29 protein-coding genes are annotated in these 24,600 nt (G+C 64.5%); 6 read left to right on the top strand and 23 right to left on the bottom strand.

Translation table 11 applies throughout. From position 1 onward, the window contains the following. The first annotated feature begins 2 nt into the window (after positions 1–2). Together FOY91_RS02415 and FOY91_RS02420 are read left to right on the top strand one after the other, a co-directional pair. A complete protein-coding gene (locus FOY91_RS02415) occupies positions 3–290 on the top strand; it encodes a hypothetical protein (RefSeq protein ID WP_145147772.1) in 288 nt (95 codons plus the stop codon). A gap of 17 nt (positions 291–307) precedes the next feature. Further along, positions 308–541 (top strand): hypothetical protein, encoded by a 234-nt coding sequence (locus FOY91_RS02420; protein WP_145147774.1) that lies wholly within the window; start codon positions 308–310, stop codon positions 539–541. A gap of 33 nt (positions 542–574) precedes the next feature. Here the strand turns inward: FOY91_RS02420 and FOY91_RS02425 are convergent, their stop codons facing one another. The 3 genes from FOY91_RS02425 to FOY91_RS02435 form a co-directional block, all read right to left on the bottom strand. After that, positions 575–778: a hypothetical protein gene (locus FOY91_RS02425; protein ID WP_145147776.1), complete on the bottom strand. Its 204-nt coding sequence runs from the start codon at positions 776–778 to the stop codon at positions 575–577. A gap of 53 nt (positions 779–831) precedes the next feature. Beyond that, complete coding sequence (locus FOY91_RS02430) at positions 832–1,248, bottom strand: hypothetical protein (protein WP_145147778.1); 417 nt, start codon at positions 1,246–1,248, stop codon at positions 832–834. A gap of 95 nt (positions 1,249–1,343) precedes the next feature. Next, positions 1,344–1,673 (bottom strand): hypothetical protein, encoded by a 330-nt coding sequence (locus FOY91_RS02435; protein WP_238995190.1) that lies wholly within the window; start codon positions 1,671–1,673, stop codon positions 1,344–1,346. A 29-nt stretch (positions 1,674–1,702) separates the two neighbouring features. Between FOY91_RS02435 and FOY91_RS02440 the strand changes: the two genes are divergently transcribed. Beyond that, positions 1,703–1,909, top strand: coding sequence for a hypothetical protein (locus FOY91_RS02440; RefSeq protein ID WP_145147780.1), 207 nt, complete (start codon positions 1,703–1,705; stop codon positions 1,907–1,909). A 2-nt stretch (positions 1,910–1,911) separates the two neighbouring features. On the opposite strand, the gene FOY91_RS02445 is transcribed toward FOY91_RS02440, so the two are convergent. The 20 genes from FOY91_RS02445 to FOY91_RS02540 form a co-directional block, all read right to left on the bottom strand. Beyond that, a complete protein-coding gene (locus tag FOY91_RS02445; protein WP_145147782.1) occupies positions 1,912–4,794 on the bottom strand; it encodes a conjugal transfer protein TraG N-terminal domain-containing protein in 2,883 nt (960 codons plus the stop codon). 15 nt (positions 4,795–4,809) lie between these two features. Then, on the bottom strand, positions 4,810–6,279 hold the full coding sequence (locus FOY91_RS02450) for a conjugal transfer protein TraH (RefSeq protein ID WP_145147784.1): 1,470 nt from the start codon (positions 6,277–6,279) through the stop codon (positions 4,810–4,812). Then, complete coding sequence (locus tag FOY91_RS02455; protein WP_420822852.1) at positions 6,279–7,046, bottom strand: conjugal transfer protein TraF; 768 nt, start codon at positions 7,044–7,046, stop codon at positions 6,279–6,281. Before FOY91_RS02455 ends, FOY91_RS02450 begins: the two co-directional genes overlap by 1 nt. Positions 7,047–7,164: 118 nt before the next feature. After that, on the bottom strand, positions 7,165–7,587 hold the full coding sequence (locus tag FOY91_RS02460; protein WP_145147786.1) for a hypothetical protein: 423 nt from the start codon (positions 7,585–7,587) through the stop codon (positions 7,165–7,167). Beyond that, positions 7,565–9,319: a conjugal transfer protein TraN gene (locus FOY91_RS02465; RefSeq protein WP_338062058.1), complete on the bottom strand. Its 1,755-nt coding sequence runs from the start codon at positions 9,317–9,319 to the stop codon at positions 7,565–7,567. Before FOY91_RS02465 ends, FOY91_RS02460 begins: the two co-directional genes overlap by 23 nt. Continuing rightward, a complete protein-coding gene (trbC, locus tag FOY91_RS02470; protein ID WP_145147788.1) occupies positions 9,316–10,059 on the bottom strand; it encodes a type-F conjugative transfer system pilin assembly protein TrbC in 744 nt (247 codons plus the stop codon). The genes FOY91_RS02465 and trbC overlap by 4 nt, the downstream gene beginning before the upstream one ends. Positions 10,060–10,071: 12 nt before the next feature. Beyond that, positions 10,072–11,088 (bottom strand): conjugal transfer pilus assembly protein TraU, encoded by a 1,017-nt coding sequence (traU, locus tag FOY91_RS02475; RefSeq protein WP_145147791.1) that lies wholly within the window; start codon positions 11,086–11,088, stop codon positions 10,072–10,074. Next, entirely contained in the window at positions 11,085–11,360 is a 276-nt protein-coding gene (locus tag FOY91_RS02480; protein WP_145147793.1) for a hypothetical protein, read from the bottom strand. The genes traU and FOY91_RS02480 overlap by 4 nt, the downstream gene beginning before the upstream one ends. Further along, on the bottom strand, positions 11,360–11,998 hold the full coding sequence (gene traW, locus FOY91_RS02485; protein WP_145147795.1) for a type-F conjugative transfer system protein TraW: 639 nt from the start codon (positions 11,996–11,998) through the stop codon (positions 11,360–11,362). Before traW ends, FOY91_RS02480 begins: the two co-directional genes overlap by 1 nt. After that, positions 11,995–12,537 carry a S26 family signal peptidase gene (locus FOY91_RS02490; RefSeq protein ID WP_238995192.1) on the bottom strand — a complete coding sequence of 181 codons (543 nt, stop codon included), beginning with the start codon at positions 12,535–12,537 and terminating at the stop codon, positions 11,995–11,997. Before FOY91_RS02490 ends, traW begins: the two co-directional genes overlap by 4 nt. Continuing rightward, positions 12,527–13,198, bottom strand: a complete 672-nt coding sequence (locus FOY91_RS02495; protein ID WP_145147797.1) for a type-F conjugative transfer system protein TrbI — start codon at positions 13,196–13,198, stop codon at positions 12,527–12,529. The genes FOY91_RS02490 and FOY91_RS02495 overlap by 11 nt, the downstream gene beginning before the upstream one ends. Then, entirely contained in the window at positions 13,195–13,536 is a 342-nt protein-coding gene (locus FOY91_RS02500; RefSeq protein ID WP_145147799.1) for a hypothetical protein, read from the bottom strand. The genes FOY91_RS02495 and FOY91_RS02500 overlap by 4 nt, the downstream gene beginning before the upstream one ends. Before the next feature lie 5 nt (positions 13,537–13,541). Continuing rightward, entirely contained in the window at positions 13,542–16,118 is a 2,577-nt protein-coding gene (gene traC, locus FOY91_RS02505; protein WP_145147801.1) for a type IV secretion system protein TraC, read from the bottom strand. Next, complete coding sequence (locus FOY91_RS02510; protein WP_145147803.1) at positions 16,115–17,119, bottom strand: conjugal transfer protein; 1,005 nt, start codon at positions 17,117–17,119, stop codon at positions 16,115–16,117. Before FOY91_RS02510 ends, traC begins: the two co-directional genes overlap by 4 nt. Next, positions 17,116–17,994 carry a DsbC family protein gene (locus FOY91_RS02515; protein WP_145147805.1) on the bottom strand — a complete coding sequence of 293 codons (879 nt, stop codon included), beginning with the start codon at positions 17,992–17,994 and terminating at the stop codon, positions 17,116–17,118. Before FOY91_RS02515 ends, FOY91_RS02510 begins: the two co-directional genes overlap by 4 nt. Continuing rightward, positions 17,981–19,315 carry a TraB/VirB10 family protein gene (locus FOY91_RS02520; RefSeq protein ID WP_145147807.1) on the bottom strand — a complete coding sequence of 445 codons (1,335 nt, stop codon included), beginning with the start codon at positions 19,313–19,315 and terminating at the stop codon, positions 17,981–17,983. The genes FOY91_RS02515 and FOY91_RS02520 overlap by 14 nt, the downstream gene beginning before the upstream one ends. A gap of 5 nt (positions 19,316–19,320) precedes the next feature. Then, entirely contained in the window at positions 19,321–20,130 is an 810-nt protein-coding gene (locus FOY91_RS02525; protein ID WP_145147897.1) for a type-F conjugative transfer system secretin TraK, read from the bottom strand. Then, positions 20,130–20,702 (bottom strand): type IV conjugative transfer system protein TraE, encoded by a 573-nt coding sequence (locus FOY91_RS02530; protein WP_145147809.1) that lies wholly within the window; start codon positions 20,700–20,702, stop codon positions 20,130–20,132. Before FOY91_RS02530 ends, FOY91_RS02525 begins: the two co-directional genes overlap by 1 nt. Position 20,703: 1 nt before the next feature. Continuing rightward, a complete protein-coding gene (gene traL / locus FOY91_RS02535; protein WP_145147811.1) occupies positions 20,704–20,994 on the bottom strand; it encodes a type IV conjugative transfer system protein TraL in 291 nt (96 codons plus the stop codon). Between the two features lie 56 nt (positions 20,995–21,050). Further along, positions 21,051–21,371 carry a TrbC/VirB2 family protein gene (locus tag FOY91_RS02540; protein WP_145147813.1) on the bottom strand — a complete coding sequence of 107 codons (321 nt, stop codon included), beginning with the start codon at positions 21,369–21,371 and terminating at the stop codon, positions 21,051–21,053. 397 nt (positions 21,372–21,768) lie between these two features. Here FOY91_RS02540 and FOY91_RS02545 point away from each other — a divergent pair, with 397 nt between their 5' ends. The 3 genes from FOY91_RS02545 to FOY91_RS02555 all read left to right on the top strand — a co-directional run bounded on the left by FOY91_RS02545 (position 21,769) and on the right by FOY91_RS02555 (position 24,085). Next, complete coding sequence (locus tag FOY91_RS02545; protein WP_145147815.1) at positions 21,769–22,230, top strand: hypothetical protein; 462 nt, start codon at positions 21,769–21,771, stop codon at positions 22,228–22,230. Between the two features lie 101 nt (positions 22,231–22,331). Further along, positions 22,332–22,844 (top strand): hypothetical protein, encoded by a 513-nt coding sequence (locus FOY91_RS02550; protein WP_145147817.1) that lies wholly within the window; start codon positions 22,332–22,334, stop codon positions 22,842–22,844. Positions 22,845–23,206: 362 nt separating this feature from the next. Then, complete coding sequence (locus tag FOY91_RS02555) at positions 23,207–24,085, top strand: replication initiator protein A (RefSeq protein WP_145147899.1); 879 nt, start codon at positions 23,207–23,209, stop codon at positions 24,083–24,085. The last annotated feature ends 515 nt before the right edge of the window (positions 24,086–24,600 follow it).

Here is a 24,600-nt window from a genome sequence, read left to right on the forward strand (position 1 = left end):
CCGTGGCGACGCTTCCGCGGCACCAGCGCGTCGTGATCGCACTCTCGGTCCACATCCTGCGCTCCGGCGTGTCGCGCTGCTCGGAGGCCCGCGTCGACGTCGCCGAGGTGCGCCTGGCGCTGCGGTGTCTGTTGCCGCACTGCCCCGAGCGCTGGCCTCTCGTTCTCTATTGGGATGCCGCCTCTCAGCCGAACGACATCGGTCGCGCCCAGGGGGTGACAGCTGCATTCAACGGGATCGTGCGCCAACTGCGCAAAGCCGGCCGTTATGAGGAAGTTACCCCATCGTGAACCCGTTGAAAGCCTGAATGCCAGCGACCGATCCACCCCCGTACAAATCCCTCGCCGAGTGGGCGGCCGACCGGGCCGACATGCTGATCGTCTGCACCTGTGGTCGGACGATCAACCTGCCGTCGGGAAACATCGTGGAGCGCTTTCGCGGCGAGGGATCGGTTTCCACCGCCGCCATCAGGCTGGTCTGCAAGGGATGCGGGCGGCGTGGCCACGCGACATTGACTCCCGTCCCGAAACTTCGGCGATAGATCCACCCGCCGGGGCGAGCGATCTTCCGTCGATCAGAAGAACCCTTCCTTACGACCTTCGCCGGTGTCATGGAGCTTATCACCGTTCACCGCCGAGCGACGAACCTCCAGCTCGACCCCGTCGCCGGCCTGCCGGATCTGGTAGTCCTGCACGCTCAAATTATTCCGTTTCGCGTAATCGCCGGCCGCCTTCTCGCTTCCGAAGGTGCCGCTCTTGTCGAAGTCGAAGCCACTCATTGTCTTTCCTTTCTCTGACATCCGGGACCGGGTTGGACCCGAGAACTGTTCGCCTAGAAGCTTAGAACGACCGCCTGACGGATCGGCGAGGCAGTGAACGTCGCCCGAGGGGGCTGCGGGCTCGGCCGGCGTGCCAGGAGCGGCACCGAGGATCCCATGCCCGACCAGCCAAGGGAGACAGCAACGGATGAATAGCTGTTCGGATGGACCCGATCCCTGCTGCCGTAACTCGCCAGTTGGACGACGTTATCGCCGAACGAACGCGCAATCGCCGTCACCACCTGAGCGGCCCCGGGATGATAGGGTGCCAGCCACGTCACGCGACCGGCGAGCACGCGCCGGCGCAAAGTAAGGAGGTTCTCGGCGAGCTTGGGGCTGGTCGCGTCGTTCGATCCGAGGGCAATCAGCGCGCGATAGACAGGTCGACCGCCATGCCACGTCTGCACCGTCTCGGAGGAGGGGGCACTCACCCGTGCATGAACCTCACAGCGCAGGCCTTGGGCGGCCAGAGCGTCAGCTGTTCCAACGCCAGTGCTGTCACCAAGGATGAGACATAGAGGCAGAATCATGCGTGCCCCGTCGCGAACAGAGCGATCGCGAGCGACATGACGAACAGCGACAGCCAGACGGCGATCTGGCCGTAGATGTGCATGACGAGCCCCACCCAGGAGTAGCGACGGCGTAGAAGAACACCGCTACCCACGGCCACGAAGAAGGCGATCAGGCTAGGGGTTGTAACTGACGGCGACCGCAGCAGCGCTGCCTCGACAAGCGGCATCAAGCCGATCGCCATCACCAAGAGCCAGGAGAACCCAAACAAAGCTGTTTGAGCTACGCCCATCGGCATGATCCCGGCCGAAGCCAGTCGAGAAGAGGTTGCCATTGGATCCGGCACGTGACATTCTCCTCGCGGAGGCGTTTGCCATGTCACAGCTTAACCTTTCGATTTATAATGCCACGAGAGACAATCCTGGCGGGCCGCTTGTCCTCATGGAGGACACCAGTGATGCTGGTATAATCCAGCCTATCCTTGATGACGACGGTCGCATGACCCTTGGCAGCGCGATAGGGCAGATCATCGCCTTTGTTATTCTGGGCGGAAGCTTCGCTTATTGCGCCTACATTCTGTAGTATCACTTCCTAAGCTCCGGATTTGTGAAAAACTCCTTGTTTGTGCCCCTGCCGACTTCAGCAGTCACGTCGCTCCCCGCAACGACGCTTCCCGCACGCATGGCTTGCTTGGTCTCCTGATCCGCGGCCAAGGTAGCAGTGCCGCCCTCAACACGCTGTACGACAGCCGATCCGTCCCCCGGCCCTGCGAGGGACGGGACGGCACTTAGCCCGTGTGGGTGATACTTGGCATTGACGTCGGCGGCCGTAGCCACCGGTACGGCCGGAATGGTTACAAGATCCGGCTCGTGCAAACGTGGCGCCACCTCGTCGAAGATGGCTTGCCGGCGCTCGGCCAGGAAAGTCGAAATCATCGTATCGCGAGTTCGCCGCTGCTGATCCGACAGCGCCGTTTCATACAAGCCAGGAGCATTGAGGCCCCGGTTTTCGGAGGCTTCCCGACTATACCATTGCGCGAGTTCCTGGCTTAGGTTTTCGCTCATTTGCATGCCGTGGCTTTCGGCAAAGCTGGCATCATTGGACAGCTGCTGAGCCCGTTCATGGAGCTGTCTTGCACGAAGTTCGTGCGAGTAGGCCTGCGACCTCGCATCCTCCTTGCTGACAGACGATGTCGTTGACGTCTGGTTTCGAGCGTACACGCCACCCTTGTCGTAGGTGCCGGTATTGACACTTGCACCCTCGCCGTTGCTCCTCTCGTTCCGCATGCCATCGGTCGCACTTGACCCGTCGTCCACGGATCGAGTTCTCTCCTCAGTATGCCCCAACCGCGAGGTCTGCTGGCCGGTCCACGTCCTGCTGCCCTCAATACGAGGTATCATCCGACCCATGTATTCACCTAGGCCAGGCAAACCAGCGCCACCGCCGGCCCCTGAGGCTTCCTTGCCTTGAGGCCCAGAAGCTGCGCCCAGCTTGCGTGAACCCGAACCGCCGACACCAGCTCTAATCGATCCGCTGACCGCATCGACCTTCTCAGCACCGCTCGCGTTCTGATCGGTTACACGATTGCTCTGGTTCACACTCGATCGATTGTCGATCCCGTCGAAGGTAGATCCCGACCTACGGTCGAATCGATCAAGAGACGTGCCGCTTTGGCTACCACTTCCAGTCTCGCTGCCACGGGTCATATCCGTCGACCGACCTGTCTGGCTTCGATCAGTATGCGTCGTCGTCAGGATGGAAGCTGCGGCCTGCTCTTCGCTCTTTGCCTCTCGCTCCAGCATGCTGGCCTGTTGGCGCATCTCGGAAACGTAGCCCGTCGACATCGTTGGCGTGACGCCCAGTCGGGACATGCCTGACGTGGTGTCGATCACGGCGAAGCCGTTGCCGTTGTTGGTAACGGTGGAGCCATTGTCCATCCGTTGCGTGAACCCTCCGGGGCCCGTCACCATGGTCGGCGCGTCTGACCACTGTCCGGTCTGGTACATGCTGCCGGTGGTGTTGGCGAAGCTGGTGTTGCCGTAGGAGTAGTTGCCGGTGGTCTGCTCCAGCGCGCCGGCCTCGGCTGCGTTCTGCGCCGGCGCCAGGATCGAGGTCGCCTGCCCCGAGATCCCCATCGCGCCGCGGGCGAGCCCGCCGGCGATGAACGGCACGCTCATCAGCATGAACCCCGCGATCGTCGCGGTCTCCGCGTTGACCGCCCCGATCCCGGCGAACGTCCCGAGCGACATGCCTCCGTCCGCCACGCCGTGCGCGGCCGACGTTGCCCGCGTCATGCAGATCATGTGGAGGATGACGTAGAGCGGCCCCCACGCAGCGAGGTAGAAGAACCCGGTCACGTAGCCTTTAAGCGCACCGACCCCGGTCTGCGGCAGCAGGAACAGCGGAAAGATGACCGGGAACATCGCGTAGAACACGACGGTCAGGACGATGTTGAGGATCGGCACCCACGACATCGCCTGCTGCGCGATCGAGTTGTAGGTGTTGCGCGCCTGGATGTCCGCCCGCGTCGTCGCGAACGTGTCGATCGAGGCGGCACCGACCCCGCCGGCCATGCCGTCGCGCGCCATCATGAAGGCGTTGATCGCAGTGTTCTGGCGCATGGTGGCGATGTAGTCCGAGCCGGAGCCGGTGAAGGCGGTGTTGGCGATCGGCACGTCCTGCCTGAGCTTGGCGGCCGCCTCCGCGTTCGACAGTTTGGGATAGGTCTCCTTGGCCCAGAACGGGGTGTTGGCCTCGATCATGCTTGCCCACTGCCCGCTTAGCATGTCGTAGGCGTTATGGCAGGTGACGATGTTGCTGGTCACGGTGCCCGGCGCCATCGGCGTGCCGGTGCGATCAAGCCACGGCTGCGCGCGCGCCTCCGACCCCGGCCCGAGGCTCGCCCACAGGTCCTTCGCCTGCGCCAGATCGGTCAGCGACTTGCGGTGGAGCAGGATGTCGCCGAACACGCAATTCTTGAAGTGCGCCTGCAAGTTGCTGGCGAACTCGGCGTCGCGAATCTGGAAATTGCGCGTCTGGTCGAACAGGCGCGCGCCGTAGATCATGCCGTTGGTCGAGTAGTTGAGCTGGCTCGGCATGGTGAAGACGGTCTCGGCCGTTCGCGTCAGCCAGTCGCCGACCTGGCTGGAGAAGCTCGCCGTTACGGCGAGCCCGAGCGGCACGTTGGCGACGGTGGCGGGGGCCAATGACGGGTTGATCCGGTCGGTGACCTTCACGTCGATCGTCGGCACCATCAGGCAGAGATAGATGAGGGTCGCGCCGATGAACCAGTTCATCCACGCCCGCACGTTCATCGTGAAGGCGACCACGAGCAGCGACCAGATCAGGCCGATGACCATGACGACCTTGATGAGCGACTTGAAGCCGCCCCCGCCGGTCCAGGCGGCGACCGCGTTGAAGGTGTTGACGATATACTCGCCGCCGCCAATCGTGAAGACCTCGACCATGACCGTCGTCCCGCCTTAGTTGAGACCTTGGGCGCTAAGCCCGCGCGAGAAATTGAGCGACGCGGCCATCCCCGGCGACATCGCGTTCTGGAGCGTGGACTCCAGCTGCACCGAGCGATTGATAAGCGCGATCGTCATGTTGAGCGTGTTCTTCAGCTTGACGTCGCGCTGCGCGTAGCGATTGCGCGCTTCGGAAAGCTGCGTCCGCCACGTCTGCGCCATGCCCTCGTCGGCCGGCTGGAAGTGGACCTCGGCCTGGTTGATCCGGTCGAGCATGTTCTCGATCATCGCCGAGAGCAGGTTGACCGAAACCATCTCGGCCATGGCGTCGACCTCGTCACCGGTGAAGGTTCCGTGGGCGAGCGCCTGGACGGTGAGGATCTTGTAGAGCGGCACCGTGGTCATGTTGAGCAGCTGCTGCTCGGCCGCGCTCAACGCGCCATCGGTGCGGATCTTGTCGTTCATCGACTCGATCATCGTCTTCACCTTCTGGCGAAGCCCATCCCTGGTCGCGATGTTGAGCTGCTGCTCGGACACGTTGAGGCACTTGTCGGCCTCGTCGCACGACAGGAATTTGACCGAATTGCCGGTCTGGGTGCCATCGAGGAGCGCGGTCACCACTGCGTCCTCGGCCGGACCGACGAACTGCACGCTGGCGCCGCCGGCTGCATCGGGGTTGGTGATGATCGTGCCGACCAGCGTCATCAAATATTCGGAGAAGCCCTTGTCGAAACCGCCGAACTTGTTGGACCGCTTGATCGCCTCCCAGGTGTAGTTGCGCGGCGCTCCCGGGATATGCTCGGCCATCTTGGGATCGCTATTACCGGCGAGCGTCGAGTCTTGCTGGCCCTCCGCGTTGCAGCCCTGCCGCGAGCGTGCCCAGTCGGAGAACTTGCCCTGCGCATTGCCGACCGCGGTGCAGATCGTCGAGCGCGCGCCCGCCATCTTCGGCCAGACCGAGCCGACCAGCCCTTGCGCCGCCTCGCACGAGGAGATGTTCATCTGGTTCATCTGCTGGGCGGCCTGCTGGAACTCGCCCATGACCTTGCCGATCTCGGGCGAGACGCTGTCGATCGCGAGCTTGAAGGCAAAGCCGAGCGCGTTGTTGGCGACCGCCTTCATCATCGCCACCATTTCCGACGCGTTGATGAACGAGAAGGAACCGGAGAACAGGTCGATGCCGCCGCAGCCGGCGCGCGCGCTCGGCAGCTGGAGGTTGAACGGCTGGACGCTCTTCTGCGGGAAACGCGACCAGACGTTGCCGCCGGTGTAGTAGCCGGCCGTCTGGCCCTGATAGGCGCTTGGCCCGGTGACGTTGGCGGCCCCGCCGGCGTCGTTGAAGAAGTTGTTCATCTGCCCGGCGACGTCGGCCCGTGCGATGCCGACCGGCACCATGCTGGCAGCACCGAGCGTCATCGCGACCGCGGCGGTCCGGCGCAGGAAAGCGCGGAAAGCAGAGGGGCGGGGAGAGGGGGCTTGAGCCATCAGTAGTCGCTCCCGACCTTGGTGTTGGTGAGCATGAAGATGCGGTCCATGATCTCGTCGGCCGACATCACCCCGAACCCGATCGGCACCGTCTTCCTGGTCGCGGTGTCGAACAGCACCAGCGCCGGCGTGGCGAGCGGCACGCCCATGCGTTTGCGCTGGCCGCTATCGACCACATAGTTGGGGAACTGGTGGCTAGGTCCTCCATCGGTCGAGACCGCCATCACTGTAATGCGGTGGCTGTCGGCAACCGAGCGCAGGATCGGCGAGAACACCTCGCAGGCGGCACAGCTCTGCGCGAAGAAGTAGAACATGCCGTAGCGCTGACCCAGCGCCGAGAGCACCCGGTCGCGATCGGCGGTGCGGTTGTCGGTCCATGCGCGCTTGGCAACGGTCGAGACTGGCCGCTGCAGCGTGTAGTCGATGTCCGGGTTCTGCCACAGCGCGCGCTGCCACGTATCCGAGAAGGTCGAGGCGCGATCCAGCTGTTCGCGCTGGAAGCGGACGTAGGCGATGACGTTCTCCTCGGTCGGTTCCAGGATCGCGCGGGCCTTCAACTCGTCGAGCTGCGCCGAGATGGCCTTCATCCGCTCGGCTGCACTCTGCGCCGGGGCTGGCGCGGCCTTCGGCCTGGCCACCTCCGCCTTGGGGCGTTCGCAGTAGAACCACTGCCCGAGCCGCCGCTCGCCGCAATAGAAGCTGTCGCCGCGATCGCCGCGATCGGAGGCGGACACCGACTGCGGATCCGCCGCGTCAGCCTGATCCATCGCGGCATCCGCCAGCGCGACCTGCTCCGGATCGAGCGTCTGCGCGGCGACCGGCGCTGCGATCGGCGCGACAGTCGCGACCAACATCAGCAGGCAAGCCGCCAGACGGCCGCGGCTCTCAATCCTCGCCATCGTCATCAACCCCTTCCTCGTAATCGCCATCGAGCTCGGTCTCGGCGAGCTTCAGCATCGCCATGGTCAGTGCGACGTCGATCATCCTGGTGCCCTGATCCATCATGCGGACAAGACCGCGCAGGTGGAGGCGGCCATGCCTGCGGCCGTTGGCCGTGGCGCGCATTCCGGTCTCACGGCGGACCAGCCAGCCCTTGTCGACCATGCGTGGAAAGGCCGCCTCGATCTCACGCGGATCGATCGCGCAGCCGAACCAGCGTGAAACCGTCGCTGCGACCTCGCCGGCCGACTGCCCGCGTCCGGCGCGGTGGATGCGCAGGAAGATCGCGAGATCGAGCACCGACATGTCGATCGGGCAGGGCGAACGCCCCCCGGCGCCGTCAGCATCATTTGCCCCCGTGAAGGTCATAATACCCCTGTATCTTGTGCTGGATATCGCCCAGCGTCCCCACCTCGTCGGGCAGTTTCGCGGCTTCGGTGAACTCGGCGTAGACCTCGGTGAAATCCATTTTCGACAGGTCGAGGCGCTGGAACTCCTCAATGGTGAAGCCCTTGCACTGCTCGGTCTTGGGCTTGCCCCAGGCCTTGCCGATCTGGGCACGGCCCTGGACCTGGAGGATGCGGGCAAGCTTGCTGCCGAAGCAGCAATAGGCATCCTTGGAGGTGACGCAGACGCCCAGCACCTTGTCGGAGCAGTAGCTGCCAACCTTGTAGCAGAGGCCCTTGTCGTCCTTCTCGTCGAGCTTCTTCTCGGCCGCGCTGCAGAGCGCCGGGGTCAGCAAGGGGACGCCCTTGCCCGAGCAGCAGTTGGCGGCGCCGAAAATCTTCTTGTGGCAGGTGTCGCGCTCGCCGGAGAAGACCGTCAGGTTGTTCGGATCGAACTGCTTGCCGGCATCCCCGATCGAGTGGAGCGCGACGACGGCATCCTTGAACTCGGTAGACGCCTCGCGCTCGATCGTCTCGCAGTTGCCGTTGAGGCAGTAGACGTCGCCGCCGCAGACATATTGCTTGTCGGCCGCGGGACCGGCGGGAAGGGGACATTTGTAGACCCGTTGGGAAACGCGACAGGCGCCCTCCTGCGGATCGTCCAGGCATTCGTCCCGCAAATAGCTGCAGAGGCCATTGCCATCGAGGTCGGCGCAGTCGCTGGTTTCCGAGGTGCGGTGGCAGCTGTAGGTACGCTGCCAGTCCCAGCAGGCGCGCGTCACTTCAACACCACTGACGGTGCGGGTCGAGGGCTCTGGGTCGACGCAGGTTTCGGCCGACAACTCGCAGGTCTGGTTGGCGGTCGCGGCGCTGCACATGCGCTCGTCACGATGCTCGCTGACTACTCCGCCGGTCACCTCGGTCTGGTACGCTCGGCGGACCGCGGGCGTATCGCACTCGTAGGTGATCGTGTCGCCCTCCTCGACGTCGGGCTCGATGCAAAAGCGTGATCTTCGCGCCCGGCAGATGTTGTACGTGACGGTCTGGCGAGAGCGTTCCCGGCAGACACCGCTCGCGACCGGTGCGTTGAAAGTGGGGAAGCACCGCCGCGATGTGTTATTGTTGCCCTGCGCGGTGGTCGTCGCCCAGTTCTCGCAGGTATAAAGGTACTTGGTGGTGCCGGGCGTCACATTGACGACGAGGGGTGTGCGGCAGACCGCCCCGCCTTCCTCGATCCTGGTGCCGCGGTTACAGGTTGCCTCGTAATAGCCGTTGCTGCCCGATGCCGGCGGTAGCGGGGTGCAGGAGCCGGACGTGCCGCCCATGCTCTCGCCTTCGAGATAGGTGTTCGGGTCGCCTACGATGGTGGTGCCCCGGCTTGTCGTCGACAGGATCTCGGCGTTGCTGAAGGTCGCACGACTATGGTCCCGGTCAGTCACCGAGCCGTAGGCGGCATCGGTGTTCGCCTGAGCGGTTCCGTCAACCACCAGGCGGTCAGGATCGTCGTAGTAGACGTTCTGTGGCAGGTCGGTGCCGGCATAGCCCGGCACCTCGGCGACCTTCGCGTCACTCGGCATCAGCGCCTCGTCGGCGCGCATCGCCTTTCCCATGTCCTTGCCCTGCTGGCGCGCCTCCTCGATCGTCGTCTGCGCGACGACGTCGCTGGCACCTGCGAGCGCCAGCGACAGCATGATCGAGGCGACCAGACGCTTCAACCGCCAGCCTTGGCCATGTTGCGCCGCGCCACGGCAGCGACGCCGGCGCCGGGTCCGCGTGCGTCGACGAAGGTGTCGAGGACGTAGCGCACCGACACGTTGCCGGTGATCCGGTCATAAGGCGGCACCACCGTCTTGCAGTGGAGCCCGGCGCACATGTCGAAGTCGGACGAGACCGCGACATACGTCGGCACTGCCTGGACGTCGAAGGCGCGGAACAGGCGCGGGTCGATGCCGACGTTGGAGAGCTGGTCCTTGTCGTTGACGACCTTGCCCAGCATCGCGCTGAACTGCTTCATCGAGTTATTCGGAAACCCGCGAAATACAACGATCCCGCCGGCTTTCGACGTCTCCGCAATCAGCTGACGAAGCGACGCCGGAGGCATCGATAGGCTGGCGAAGGCGATGAACTGCGGCGCATCGCCCTTCGTCCCCGCGACGTTGCCGCTCGCGCCCTTGATGATCTCGTCGAAGTCGAACGCGCCGTCACTGCCCGCCGGCAGATCCGCCTTGGCGAGCGCCACGATGTTGTCGGTGCCCTTGTCACGGACCGCGATCGCGTCCTCGCGAAACGCGTCGCCGCGAGTGCGGACCTGCTCGGCGAACGCCTGCGCGTCCGTCGCCATCTCGGCCGAACGGCGTTTAATCGCCTGTAGGTCGAGGCCGTCGACGGTCTGGGCAAGCGCCTGGATGCCGGCGACCCCGGCGAGGGCGGCGATGACGATGGTGGTGCGGCGCATGGTTCTGTCTCCTCAGAGCACGCAGCAGTTGCGCTTGCGCCAGACGAGGTAGCCCATGTCCTCGCCCTTGACGGGGAAGGCGCGGCCCGACGTCGGCGGCATGGTCGAGGCGCCGAGCGCGGAGCATGCGCCGGGACCGGCGACGGTCGGGATCGGGTTGACCATCTGGACGCGGTACTGCTGCTTCCTCAGCACCGGCATGAGGTACTTGTTGCACAGGCCCTTGGAGCCCATCGTGCCCCAGGCCAGACCCTCGCGGTGGATCTTGAAGGCGAAGCGGGCGAGCGCGAGGCGCGAGGCCTGGACGTGGCCGATCGAGGCGGCGACGTTGCCGTTGACCGGATACATCGGACCCTGGCAGCCGGCGCACCAGAACACCGGATCGAGCGACAGGCCGGCGGTCGAGGCGACGCAGTCGCCGGCGCACGCGGCCTGCGCGATCGGCGACGAGAACAGCACCGCTTCCGGGTTGATGAGCGCGGTCAGCGTGTCGTCCTGCCAGAGCGGATCGACCTCGGTCATGTAGGCGATGTCGAACGATGCCTGCTCGAAGCACAGGAAGTCGGTCAGGATCTCCATCCAGTAGAGCAGCGGATAGACGTACCAGTGGACGTGCCACTTGGACGAGTTCTGCGCCTTGCCGCCGATCGCGGATGGCCCCTCGAGGTGGCCCTGGCCGATGTCGAAGCCCGGCGCGATCTTCATGCCGCCGAGGTTCACGAAGCACCACGGCTTGGTCGAGACGTCGGCCAGACGCACCGGCTCCCAGAAGCCGGCGGCGATGCCGATCCGCGGCACGGGATTGCCGCACGCGCAGATCGGCGAGGACGGGTTGGCCGTGTCGGGCCGGGTCGACGGCCAGATCTTGAGCGCGCCGACCGAGAGCGGAAACAGGCACGACCAGCAGACGTCGGTGATCGGATTGACGAACTTGCCGCTGCAGGTCGATTGCGCCTGCGCGGCCGGGGTCATCAGCGCCGTCGACAGGACAGCGACCAGACCCAGCAGGAACAGGCGCAGCGACGTCATGGACGCTCCTCCACGACGCTTGCGCTGATGAACGCCTCGTCCGCCCGGTTCTTCCGGAAGCCGTAGAGCGCGGTATAGAGCGCGGTGGTCACCAACAGGGCGGCGACGGCGAACGACGCCGGCCGACCGAGCAGGGCGACGAGCGGCGCGATCGCCAGCACCGACACGGCGCAGGCGACGCACAGGATCTGCCACGTCCGCCGCATGACGCGCAGATCGTCGGTTTCGGGCGCCGCCATCGGCGTGCGCAGCAGGTCGAGCCAGAGCGGCATCAGCTGTTTCCCTTGAGGAGGATTTCGGAGAGCTTGAGGACGCGGCCGTCCTGGACCGCGATCGCCGGCGTGTGGCGGATACCGAGCTTGCCGGTGATCCGGCCTTCCTGATCGAAGTAGAAGCGGCGCTTGCGCGCCGTCATCTCCTCGATCGGCGAGCCGTTGACGAGGATGATCTTGGAATTGAGGTCATCGTAGCGCGCCGTCGCCCAAGCCATCTGCGCCTTGTCATCACCGTCGACGAAGACGAGGGCTTGCCGCACCGAGACGAAGTCGAGCGGGTTCACCGTGCGACCGGCTTGCGCGATGAGGTTGCCCTTCTGGTCGCGGACGTCACGCTCGATGACGATGGTCGGATCATAGGCCCAGGTCCGCGCTTCGGTTGCCGGCGTGATGCCGTCGACGGGCTTCGGCCGACGCACGCGCGCTTCCGCCCGCTTGGCGAAGTCGGCGTTCATCCGGTCGATGCCGCCCGACGCCTGCAGGCGCTGAAGCCGTTGCTCGATCGTCGCCAACAGGTCGGTCTCGATGATCGGGAACGCCTGGCCGACGACGCCGTGGTCGCTCGCCATCGTCGCCGAGGTCATCGACAGCGAGAGCAGCGCCACGATCGCGGCGGTCTCGAGCCCGCGCCTCACAGGATCGAGCTCCCGACCCCGACGATCTTCTTCGAGCAGGCGTAGCCGACCGCGGCATAGCGGCTGTCGAACCCGTCCGCGTGCGGCGAGCCGGCGAAGTAGCAGCCCTGCGGGATCACGCCGGTCGGCCCCGCCACCAGCGGCTCGCCGGTCTTCGTGAACGGCTTCATGCGCGCGACGAGCTTGCCGGCAACGATCACGTCAGACCCGCGATGAACGACGAGATCGCCGGGCATGCCATAGACGAGCTTGCCGAACATCTGATGCTGCGGCCCGAAGTGGCGGATCACCAGCGGGTCGGCCGGCGGCACGAAGAAGACATACTCCCCGCGCTTGGGCACTGCCGTCTTGTGGATCACGAACGCCCAGTTGGGCAGCGATTCCGAGGCGTTGATGAGCAGGCCGTGCGTGTCGCGCCAGTCGCTGATCGCGTTGTAGGAAGCGGCGCCGACGATGAACAGGCCGAGAGCCGCCCACAGGCGCTTGCGCGGGCGGAAGCCCTCCGTCGCCGCCGGCAGGGTCGCGGGCTTACTGGCCACCGGGACCTCCGAAGCTGGAGACGCTTGCGCCGGTCGCAGGATTGAAAGCCGGATTGACGGCCCCGGCCATCATGCTCGGATCGACCGGGACGGGCGCCGGCTGCGGCATGGCGAAGCCACCGGCAGGCGCCCCTTGTGCCAGCTGGGACGGAGCGGCCTGCATCGGCGCTGGTGCTTGCGCGCCGAGGACGGCGCCCATTTGCGCCGGCGTCGTGGGCTGCGGCACGCGCACCCCCGCGGCATAGATCGCCTTCATCACGTCGCCCGTGATGTCGGGGACGCTCTTCGACAGGACGGCCTCGCCGACCAGCACGACCTGACCCTTGGCGCCACGGCGCTGCAGCTCGGTGTCGAGCGAAGCCATGAACAGCTTCATCTGCGCCTCGACCTGCGCTGGCGGGGTCGAGCTGCGCGCCTGCGCCTGGACGTAGTTGCCGACGATCCGCGACAGGTCCGCCTTGACGATATGCTGCGGCGGGGCCGCGATCAGCGTCCGCGTCACCCACATGCCCCAGACGATCAGCGCCAGGACGGTCGCGCCGAGCAGGAGCTGCGCGGTCGTGTAGCCGGCGAACACCGTGGCGCTACGCTTGGTCCGGGCGGCCGTGACCAAGGCGGGGACCGCGGGCTCGGCGATCGGCGAGGGGGTCTGGTCGATCATGCGCCATGCTCCGGACGGGCCGGATCGCGCGGGAGGATCGCGTGCCGGCGGAAGAAGATGAGGGCGAGCGCCACGGCCATGTGGACGCCGCCGACGACGAGCTTGAACTGATCGATGCGGGCCGCGTCGGCCGCGACGTAGCGGGTCGACAGGTTGGCGAGCTGGTGCATCATCCCGTCGAGCGACAGGCCGCCGATCGCGAGGAAGAACAGCACGAAGATGCCCCACGTCATCAGCAGCGTCGTGGCGATGAAGTCGAACGCGTGGAGCATGAAGTAGAGGAGGAAGCCGTAATCGACCTTGCGGGGGGACCGGGCGGGATGCGGGCTGGTCGCCATGCCGCTCACTCCGCCGCGATCGCGAGCGGCGCGTCGACATCGCTCCACTTTTCGGGGTTCTCCGGATAGGCGACCCGCTCGATCGCCTCCTCCATCGTCAGTCCTTGGGCGAGCAGGTCATGGATCGCGGCGAAGGTGCGGGGCGACGACGAGAAGACCGTCGCCGAATAGGGATCGAGCACGAGGCGGCCGACCGCCAGCGTGTCCGGACCCTTTATCATCACGTCGGAATATTCGACGCCGTTGCGCTTCAAGGAGCGGAGCAGCGCGTCCGTGTGATCGTCCATCTCGAAGCGGTCGTGCTTCTTGAAGTCCGCGATCGTCTCGGCCTTCTGCTGGAGGATGACGAACCAGTCGCTATTCTCCAGCGCCGCCTTGGAGCCGTCCGACTTGTAATAGTCGTTGAGGCTCTGCGTGGCGGTGACCAGCGACGCGCCGTACTTGCGGCAGGTGCGGGCATAGGCCTCGATGAAGTCGGCCATCGAGCCGCCCTTCAGCATCTGCCACGCCTCGTCGAGCAGCAGCGCCTTGGGCACCGAGCGATCCTCGCGACGCATCGCCTGGCTCGCCATGAACATGATCGCGGTGAGCGCGACCGAGCGGAGCTCCTCGCGCGAGGACAGATCGGACAGCTCGAACACGGTAAGGTTTGCCTTGAGCTGGAAGGACACCTCGCCCTCGAAGAAGCGGCCATAGGTGCCGGTCCGCGAGAACGGGCGCATCGCGATGGCGAGGTCGATCGCGAGCGGATTGCCGGTCGCGTCGAGCGCCTCGATCACGTCGTTGACCGAACCCTGGCGGCCCTTGGCGGTCCATACCTCGTTGATCGCGCCGTCGATCAGGCCGCGCTCGGTGTCGTTGAGCTTGTCGATGTGCCGCGCCATCTGGTTGACGATGGATTTCAGCATCGCGAAGCAGTCCATGAGGTAGTCCTCATCGGTCTCCGCCAGCACCGGATCGATCATCGAGAAGGGGTTGATGCAGAAGCCCGAGGCCATGGTGAACTCGACGAAGGCCCCGCCCTGCAGCTTGGCGGAGTGCTCGAACGAGCGGCCGTCGTCGATCACGACGACCTTGGCGCCGGCGCCACACAGCGATGCGCACAGCTCCTGCAGCGCGACCGACTTGCCCGAACCCGACTTGCCGAACACCGCGACATTGTGGTTGCCCGCCGTGTTCTCGAACGGTGACCAGAAGAAGGGCTGGCCGCGGCGTCCGACCAGCATCAGGTGCGGGTTGGCGCCGCCGAGATACTCGCCCTGGAGCGGCATGAGGCTCGCGGCAGTGGTGGTGAGCACCGTCCGCATCCGCTTCATGTTCTTGAGGTCATAGGACAGGCCATTCGCCATCGTCATCGGCATGGCGGCGAGCAGGCCCTGGATCTGCAGGTAGCGATCGTCGAGCAGGTCCCAGCCGGCGGCCCGGTACACCGATTTCAGCACGCGCTCGTTGGCGTCGCCCTTGCCCTTCGGACTGAACGAGGTGACCGAGAAGAACGCCTGCACCAGCTTGCGTCCCTGGCGCAGCTCGTCCTTAACGAACTTCCACTCGGCCGACTGGTCCTTCAGCTGCGGCAGCATCCGCGCCGACTTGCTGTCCGCAAGGCTCGTGGTCCGTATGAACTTGCGCCCGGCGCGCTGCCCCTCGGCTTCCGCATCGGGGAAATCGAGGCAGAGGTTGGTCGACACCGGGCAGGGCATGCGCAGCTTGTCGGCGAAGATGTCGCCGATGAGCTTGGTCATGTCCCACGGCGCCCAGCGCTGCGGCAGGTTGCGCACCGAGAAGGAGCGCACGTCGAACGTGTCGGGGTAGATCTCGCCGATCTCGGGGGCGTTATCGATCGTCTTGCCGGTCGGCCGGAAGCGCTCGGTGCGCAGCAGGATGCGGTCCGGATCGATCTTCATCTCGAGGTCGTGACGCACCGCCTGGTCCGCGATCGGATCGAACGGGTTGTAGGTGATCGTATCGTCGCCCGGGGCCGTCGTCGGCGAGGTGATGTCGTCGATCCAGCTGATGAGCGTCTTGGGGTCCATCGGCCGCGACTGGACGCCGATCGACTCCAGCGCCGAGACCAGTCCCTCCATGACGGAGACGATCTCCTCGTTGGAAACCCGACTGTTCTCCGGGGTCGAGTAGGAGAGCGCGAGCCGGTGGTTGCGCAGGCAGAAGGGCGCGGCGTTCGACAGCGAGTTCCACACGCCGTCGAGCAGATACTCGGTGCGGTGCTTGGCCATGCGCTCATAGACGCCGGCGGCCGAGTAGCGCGGCAGATACCATTGCGAGAGCCGCTCGCTGATCCGCGGGCTCATCCAGCCATGGATCTGGAGCGCGCCGGGGGTGGGGATGCCTTCCGACAGGAACTGCGCGAGGATCTCGTGGCTCTGCTCGGTCGCGCCGATCATCGGCGCCGCCTCGAGCACGAAGCCACGCGTCGCGCTGTTGTAGAAGATGTGCGTCTTCGGATCGTAGCTGCGGTACGGCAACCAATGGACGAAGCGCGGGACCGCGGTGTCGGGACGCGGCGCCTCGGGTTTCGCCGCATCACCGAGCAGCGTCGACAGGAGACCCTTGAAGAAGCTCATTGGTCGACTCCCGGAAACGAGGATGCGCGCAGCACCGGCACGGTCGGCAGGACTGGCGTCGGGGTGGCGGAACGGGCCGCCTCACGCGCCTGGGGTTTGGCGCTCGCGATGCGATCACGCAGCGCCCGATCGTGCGCGACAGCATCGATCACGGCCTTGGCTCGCGGTGTCGCATAGCGCGGCACGATCGTCGCTGGGCCTGTCGGCGCCGCCGACGTCGACCGAACGGCAGGGCGGGCAGACGACGCGGACGGAACGGTAGGGGAGGCGGTGATCTGGGGGACGACGGCCGTGGTCGCGGTCGGCGCGGAAGGCGCCGATGCCGCGACGGGGCGCGCGGGGGCTTGTTTGCCCAAGCGGGCTGGCGTGGAGAGGCTCGCCGCCTGCCGACGCGGCCGCGCCGACAGGCGGCGCGCCACCTGGTCCTTGATGTCACCCACCGGATCCGCGCTCGCCGCCTTTGCGCGCGCAGCCGCAACAGCGGCCTCGCTCGGCATGTCGGGATCGACCGCGGCCACATCCGAGACCGGCGGATCGGCCCGCTCGACGGCCGAGAGCAGCGTGTCGCCGCCGGTCGCCGCCGCGACCTGCGCGGGGGGGGTCGCGACAGCCGAGGGGCCGAGCGCCTGCTGCCAGTCGCCTTGCTCCACGACGGCATGGACTGCCGTTTGCTCATGGAGCCGTCCCGCGGCGTCGATCTGGGCCGGGAAAACGATGCGCAGGACGCGCTCGTGGGTGCGGGCGGGTGCCGCTGCCGCGGTCTGGAAGCCCCGGCCGTCAGTACGCTGCGCAGGATAGGGACCGGCCGGCGTAATCATGCGGTCGCCGTCCTCGCCCGAGATCATCGCCAGCGCGCGATCGTCGATGGTCGAGCTCGGCGCGCAGATCCCGTCGGGCGCCGCGCAGGAGAAGCTCCCCTTGATGTTGCCGCCCATCGTGGTGCAGCCGGCAAGCGCTGTGGTGGCGACGAGGGCTGCTGCGAGGAGGCGACCGCGGGTCATGCCTTGCCTCCCGCGATCCAGGCGGCAAGCACGTCCTTCGGCCGGTAGCCCTCGATCACAGCGCCGTCCGAGCGGACGATAACCGGCGTGCCGCTAAGGCCATGCTGCCTTGCGAACCGCTCGTTGGCATCGAGGCCCGACGTGTCGCAGGCGCCCGAGTTCTTCAGCGGCTCACCGGCATAGGCCTGATGCAGCGCCTCCTCGCGATTCTTCGCGCAATAGACCTGGTTGGCGATGTCGCGGCTGCCCAGCACCGAGATCGGCCGCTCGATGACCCGCACGTTCATCGAGCGCAGCGCGTTCGACAGCGCCTTGCAGTAGCTGCAGCGGAAGTCGGAGAAGACGGTAACCGTCCGCCCCGCCGGGTTGCCCCAGACGATCGCGCCGGCCTTGGGCAGCGCATCCATCGAGAGGCGTTGTAGCGGCGCCGGCGCCGAGGTCTGGCGCACACCGGCACCGGCCTTCTGCGCGATCGGCGGCATCTCGTCGCGATCGGGTGCGGCGTTGGCCTTGGCCGCGCCACCCACCAGCATGTCGGGATTGATCTCAAGCAGCCGCGTCGCGGTCAGATCCTGCCGCGTCTGCATGTCGTACACGCGGCCGATGACGAGGTAGCGGCCCGAATGGTCGACGTAGAACAGGTTGCTGCCGGCGGTCACCTCGCAGAGGCCATTAACCTTGCCGCAGTTGACCTTGGTCAGCTGAGTCTTGGGCAGGCGCGCCTTGATGAGGCCGGCAACCTTGGCGTCGTCGATCGGCACCTGACTGGCGGCGACGGCGCCGGTGACGCCGCTCAGCAGGGCGAAGCCCGCGAGGAACGCCAGACGATCCCGGCGGCCGGTCAGCACGTTGCGGAGGCGATCAGTTACGGACATATGCACCCTCCAGGAAGACGACCTCGACATCGACGCCGGTCGGCATCTCGATGACGGGCTGGTACTGTTCGGCGCGCTCGATCAGATATTTGGAGACCATCTCGCCGCTTTCGGAAACGCCGTTCCCGATGCCGCCCTCCGCGATGTCGCTTAGGCCGAGACCTTGGCGCTTGCCGTTGACGATGACGTTGGGCGAGGTGAGCGCGAGATTGGAGTTCGCGGCGAACCCCTTGCCGATCCCGCCGACGAGGCCTGCGAGAAACGCCTGCGTGACCAAAGACCCCTCGCGGCTGACGACGCGGCCACGCACGCCGGTCTTGCCACCGAAGGCGATGAAGCCCTTGACCTCGGAGACCGCATAGCGGCCGCCGGGCTGCGGGCATGTCATCTTCTGCAGCTTGATGTAGACCTTCTCGCTCGACAGCTCGGCGCGCGCCGCGCCGTTGACGAGGCAGCCTTGGATCTTCGTCGTCAGCAGCTTGCCGTTCTGCATGACCGAGCGCGCCGGTCCGATGATGCGCAGCACCACCGGCAGCGGGTCGGTCTGGCTGTTGACGCCGGCCGCCGCGTCGACGCCGACGATGACCTTGGCGGTCGCGAAGCTGTTGGGCGGCAGGTAGTTGGGGCTGTCGGTGTAGACCGTGTTGCCCTTGGCGACCTTGGAGGCGGTGCCCGTGTCGGCCCCGCCGAACGACACCATCTTGACCTCGCTCAGCCGGGCGGGAGCCATCTCCGATCCCGGGGCGGCCATGCCCGGGCGCTGGTAGAGCGCCGCTCCGCCAGGGCCGTACATCGCGGCCGGGCCGGCGACCGGCGGCGGCGGCTCGCTGGCCCGTTCGTTGACCTGGCGGCGCAACTGCTCGTTCTCGGACTGGTAGGCCGACAGGACGCGCTGCCCATCCGACGACATCGACTGGTTCTGCGCCCGCAATGCCTCCATCTGCGCCGCGAGCTGGGCCACGCGGGCGTTGGTGCCGTCGACCGACTTCAGCTGGTTCTCGTTCGACTGGAACCGGTTTTCGCTGAGCGCCATCCACTCCTGCTCGGAGAGGTTACGGTTGACCATGTCCGCGGTCGACACCTTCACCGTCTCGGCCTTGTCGGGATCGACCACCTTGCCATTGTCATTGCCGCTGAACATCCAGAAGGACGACAGGAGCAGGCCGCCACCGCCGATGCCCGCGAGCAGCATGCGCTGCTTCTTGCGGGCGGCGGTGTTGCCGTCGAGTTCGGAGGCGACCGGCGAGACGCCGTCAGCTTCGGCGCTTTCCGGGCCGTCGAGCGGCTTGCGGCTGCGCGAGAACATGTCCTTGATGCCCATGGCGATCAGTTTCCGTTACGAGAGACGAGATAGGCGGTCGTGACCTTGCCAGGGGCGAGCTTGGCCTCCGCGATCGAGACCGCGAGCGCGGTCGGCGGGGCCACCGTCGCCTCGGTGAGGGTGGTGGGCTGGGTGCCCTTGTTCTCGATGCGCAGCACCCGGCCCGTCATCGTGTCGCCGCGATATTCGGCGATCATTTGGACCTTGAGGTCACCGACATAGACGGGCTTGAGCGAGCGCTGACGCATCTCGTAGCCCTCGACCGTCTTGTTGGCGTACATCGCCTGGACGAGCGCGACCGCGCCTTCCTCGGAAGACGCCTGCGCAACCTGAGCTGCGCCTTGCTCGGCAGCCTCCTTGGCGATCGCGGGGTTGGTGACGAACACCTGCACCGCCTCGTCGCCGGACACGCGGCACTGAAACTTGTAGACGTAGCCGCGCTTGCTGGTCGCGAAGAACGACAAAGCGGAGCGGGCGAAGCCATCAGGCACCGACAGGTAGATGTCGCCGCGCACCGGCTCGTTGACGACAGAGAAGTCGTCGGACGGGTTGCCGGTGTTGATCTTGGACACGCTGGCGAACTCGTCCTGGACGAGGCTGATGCGGGTGAGATCCCTGGCCGACGCGCTGCAGCTGACCTGTGCGCCGTCCGCGGCCATCAGCGTCTGGTCCGGCGCGGCGACCGCAGGGGTGGCGATGGCAAAGACGGCGATGCCGATTAGCGCGCCGCCGACCGCACGACTGGCAAGGCACGAGATGCGCGACGCGAGGGCCGTGCCGGCGGTCGCCGTTCCGATCGCGACCATCGTCGACATCATTCGCCGATCCTCCCCTTCTTGACGGGCTGGACCATGCCGAAGCCGATGAGCTTCAGGGACAGACCGGAATACTCCCAGTCGAACTGGAAGGTGCGGCGCTCGCTGGTGACGACCTTTTGGCCGACCACCGTGTTGAGCGTGCCGCTGACGGACGAGCGCAGGTTCTTCGGGTCGATCTCCATCGACTGGATGTTGAAGAACTGCGAGATGCTCGACCCGCGCTGCTCGTTGACGATGCGCAGCAGGTCGGCCTTGATGCGGCCCTCCGCCTTGGGCGAGACGATCTGGAGGACCGAATCCATCCAGTATTCGAGCGTGCCCGGCGAGCGAGTGAGGGTGAGGATCGCGGCGTCGCGCGTGACGAGCTCGAGATACTCGCGCGAGACGCCGGCGCTGGAGATGGTCAGCGGCGAGCGGATCACCGGCTGCAGGACGATCTCGCGGTTGCGGGTGGCCGAAATGAGCAGCAGCAGCGCGACCGCGCCGCCAAGCACGAGCGCGGCGATGCCGAGCAGATTACGCTGGCGTAGGACGCGCTGGCCCTGCGTATGCTGGTACGAATAATCCATGTCAGCCTACCATCAAGCGGAGGTAGGAAGGCGGCGTGGCGCGCAGCGACGGAAAGCCGCCCGGCAGATGCCAGTAGGCCAGATGGATCAGCCACGATGTCGCCCGCCCAGCCTTGGCTTTTCTCAGCGCCCACCAGCCCAGGATCGCAAAGCCGATCCCGAAGACGATGTGCTGGGACAGGATCCCCCAGGTGAAGGGGATGACCATCGCGAGAAACTCATCCAGCGTCCAGAACCCGATCAGCTCAGGGTCATCCATATGAGAGGGGATCACATACTTGTCGGCTGACATCACGCCACCTTCCAGGACGATGCCGGCAGCACTGCTATGCTGCCGGCATCCGCAGGTCAGATCGTCGCGGTGACGGTCGAGGTGACGATGGGAATGCCGGTGCCGGCGCCGACGCCGACGCCGACCGGGATCGCCACCTGGCCGAGGCTGAAGCGGCCCGAGGCGAGACCAACCACGCCGCCGGCGAGCGACAGCACGGTGATGATCTTGCCGCCCGAGCCTTCCAGGAAGTCTGTGAACTTCAGCAGCGCGGTATCGAACGTACCATCGGCGCCGGCGAACGCCGGGTGCGCCAGCAGCACGGCAGTCGCGGCGACGGCGACGGCGGCGAGCGCCGACGTCTCGGCACCACGGCCCATCTTAAGGTACTTCGTCATGTTGGAGGTCTCCTTCGATCGAGCGCATTTCAGCGCGCCCGGAGAAGGGGTGGCGGCCAAGATTCTAAGGCGCAATCGCGGACGCTGGGAACTTTTCGACGAAAGGGGATTTTCGCGGATTATTCACCGAATCATCGGTATCTAACGCTTGGGATGGCCGTCCTAACGGTCGCGTGACCGCCGTCACGGTCAGCTGGCCGCGCTCACGGTCAATCCGGCCGCCGCTGCGGCCGGGCGGCCGTATCGGCGGTCAGGCTTCCGCCCACTATCAGATCCGAGTCGGGGCGGGTATGCGGCCTCGGCCACTCTGTTCCGGGTGTGCTCTGAATGAGGTACAACGTTCACACGAGTTGGTCGCCTCAGACGGTGATCTCGGTCTTGAAAGAAGAAGGCTGTCATGGCTGACGCTAAGCGCGCATGCGATTTCCGGGTCTCCGAGTACTTGTTTAAGCTCTCGGCAGAGGGTGTTCGAGTATTCTCAAACAGCGTCTATCGTCACGCTTCCTTAGGAGAGGTAATAAATGTCCGAGCAGACAGAGCCGGCAAGCTCGCCGAAAGTTATGAGACAGAAGATCTGGAGGCTCACCTGCGAATCATTCCCGCAGATGGAGATATAGAGCTAAGCATTGAGATTCTGGAGACTAGCGCCGACTTTATAGACGCCGCTATCCCCTCCTTGGAGCAGGCACTTGGAAAGAGTGTCAGATTCATTGAGGTGATGTCGCTTATGCTGTTCGACTTCATCGCAGAGCGCAATACCACCGAGGTCTTGACGAAGCTTGGCATGAGCATTCAGGAAGCTAGCGAATACCGCATTGCCCTCAAACGTCGAGACTCCAATGTAATACCATTCAGGTGATACGGTAGTGTAACGACTTTAGCTGACAAAATGGCGGTACAATCACTTGATTCAGCGAGATAGCCCGCGTTAACCAATGGGTACGTTGTTAGGGGGTTCCAATGAACTTGTCAGAGGCCCAGTCGCAACACGACGCGACCGACCAAAGCCGGTCGTCCGGGCGGGTGGATTTCATTCTGGCAAGAATGAGCGTGCGTAATCTCAGTCGCCGGCAGGTGGCGTCGATCACGGGCATTGGACGCACTCGGCTTCAGACGATCCTCCACGCAGAGGTCGATAAGCGCACTCCGATGCGGATGGATGAATTCCATATGATTCTAGAGAAGCTGGGGATCGGGCAGCTGGAAGTGGCGATCGCTGCCGACGTGATCGATAATCAACCAGATGTAACCGTGGAGACCGTTTCCAGCGTTGTTTCGATGCTGGCAGAGCTGATGCGTGGGCTTCCCAGAGAGCTTATCGGGATGGTCTATCACATCGATGGCCTGGAGCATTCCGATGTGCGGCCAGAACACGGTGGCCGTATGCGGGAACTCGTCGTTAGATCACTAGCCTCTCACTATCGCAATCTTGCAGATCGCCGCGACATGCGAATCAATAATCCCGATCTATAGTAATAGGCCACATTTGAAGGATGCCGCCTATCATTTATCGAATACCTCGCCTAAGGCCAAATTCTCAACAGCCCAAACTTTGCTTCATAGCGCTAGGATTATGGATTGCCAAAGCGTCACATAACGAAAGCACTCGTTGTGGTTATTATAGGCCAAGGGGCCACGGGTGCCACGACGCAGTTTTCCGTGTGAAAGCACGAGGATGCACGCCCATTCATCTCGCTGACGCGCAGGCATCCATCAGACGTATGAAAAGCTCGTGCTTTGACACGGAAAACTGTCATTCAGCTCGCTGTGAGGTGCTTTCTGGGTTTATGGGACGTCATAGACGCGCGCTTTAATTTATCGAGGCCGAAGTGACGATGCTGTTGAAGCAACCTGACCTCTTTCAGCTGGACAGCCCGCTTTTTGCAGACCTGCAGGGGGAGCGGACCGTCGCCGAGTTTCCGTTCTTCGCTCTGTCAAAGCGGATGAACATGACGTCAATGATTTTCGAGAGTGCAGGCGCGCGTATTGAGATCAATCCTAGTTCAACTGGCGTAGCCACTATCTATGACAAAGAGATCCTTCTCTACATTGCCAGTCTGATGGTTGAGCGAATGGAGAAGGGGGAACGTGTAGATCGTGTGGTTAGCTTTACTGCCAACGATCTTTTTCGCGTAACCAGCACAAACTCATCTGCTCGATCCTATGCTTCGCTCAAGGCATCGTTGGCACGGCTACAGGGCACGCAAATAATCACCAATATTGAGACAGGTGGTGAAGGATCAGACAGCGCGTTCTCCTGGCTTCTCAAAGCAGACATAAAATATGTGAAGACGCCGGACGGTGCTCGTCGGATTAAGCGGATTGAGGTTATGGTTTGTGACTGGCTGTATCGTGCGATCCTAGTGGATCGCCGAATAGCAGCATATCACCATGACTTCTTTAGGCTGGGCCCTATCGAACGCAGACTATATGAGCTTGCAAAGTTTAATTGTATCGATGGTGTTGGCTTCGAGGTGGAGCTTGAAGGATTGGCGAATCGGGTAGGGTGTGCCAGCGATCGACGAGGTCTTGAGTACTTCAAAAAGCAACTTCGCGAATTTGCAGAAAAGCAGCCGCTACCGGAGTACCAATTGCACCTTACTGACCAAAAGCAAGTATCATCTCAAGGTGGGCGACCACGTATCAAGACAATCGTTCATCTATCCACCAAGGCATCACTACGCCCGGCTATTGAGGGTGGATCCTTACCTTAGCGCCCGCTGCTGAGGTTACGATATGTCTCCTGCTATCCAATCGATGCGATCATAGATTCATGGTTCCCGTGTCAAAGCAAGAGTGGATTGATACCGGGGTTTTCCGCGTCAAAGCACGAGACATGGTCGGGCACTCTCGCGTTTTCCGCGTCAAAGCACGAACCTTGAGGGGGTTTTCCCGGTGATCCCACGAGTCTCAGCACTTTGGCATCATGGGCTCGTAGGGCATCAGGTGTCGATCGACCGCCTAAGCTTGCGGCGGCGTATACTTTCAGGCCGTCAACGTGGTCGGCTGGAGTAACAGGAGTACCTTGGCTGTGACCGAATAAAGAGAAGCCCGGCACGAAGGCCGGGCATCCCCAAATCAGTGATCGACTCTCGATCGGCAATGTCAGCGTCGCCAAACGCCAACGGTCTCTCGCAAGACCCGACATAGCCGCTCCCGATCCCGGAATCAAGGATGCGCGTTTCGCGCCACAGCATCGCTTTGCCTGGTCCAGCCTCCATCGGGGAGG

The organism is Alterirhizorhabdus solaris, from assembly GCF_007785815.1.
Classification (GTDB): domain Bacteria; phylum Pseudomonadota; class Alphaproteobacteria; order Sphingomonadales; family Sphingomonadaceae; genus Alterirhizorhabdus; species Alterirhizorhabdus solaris.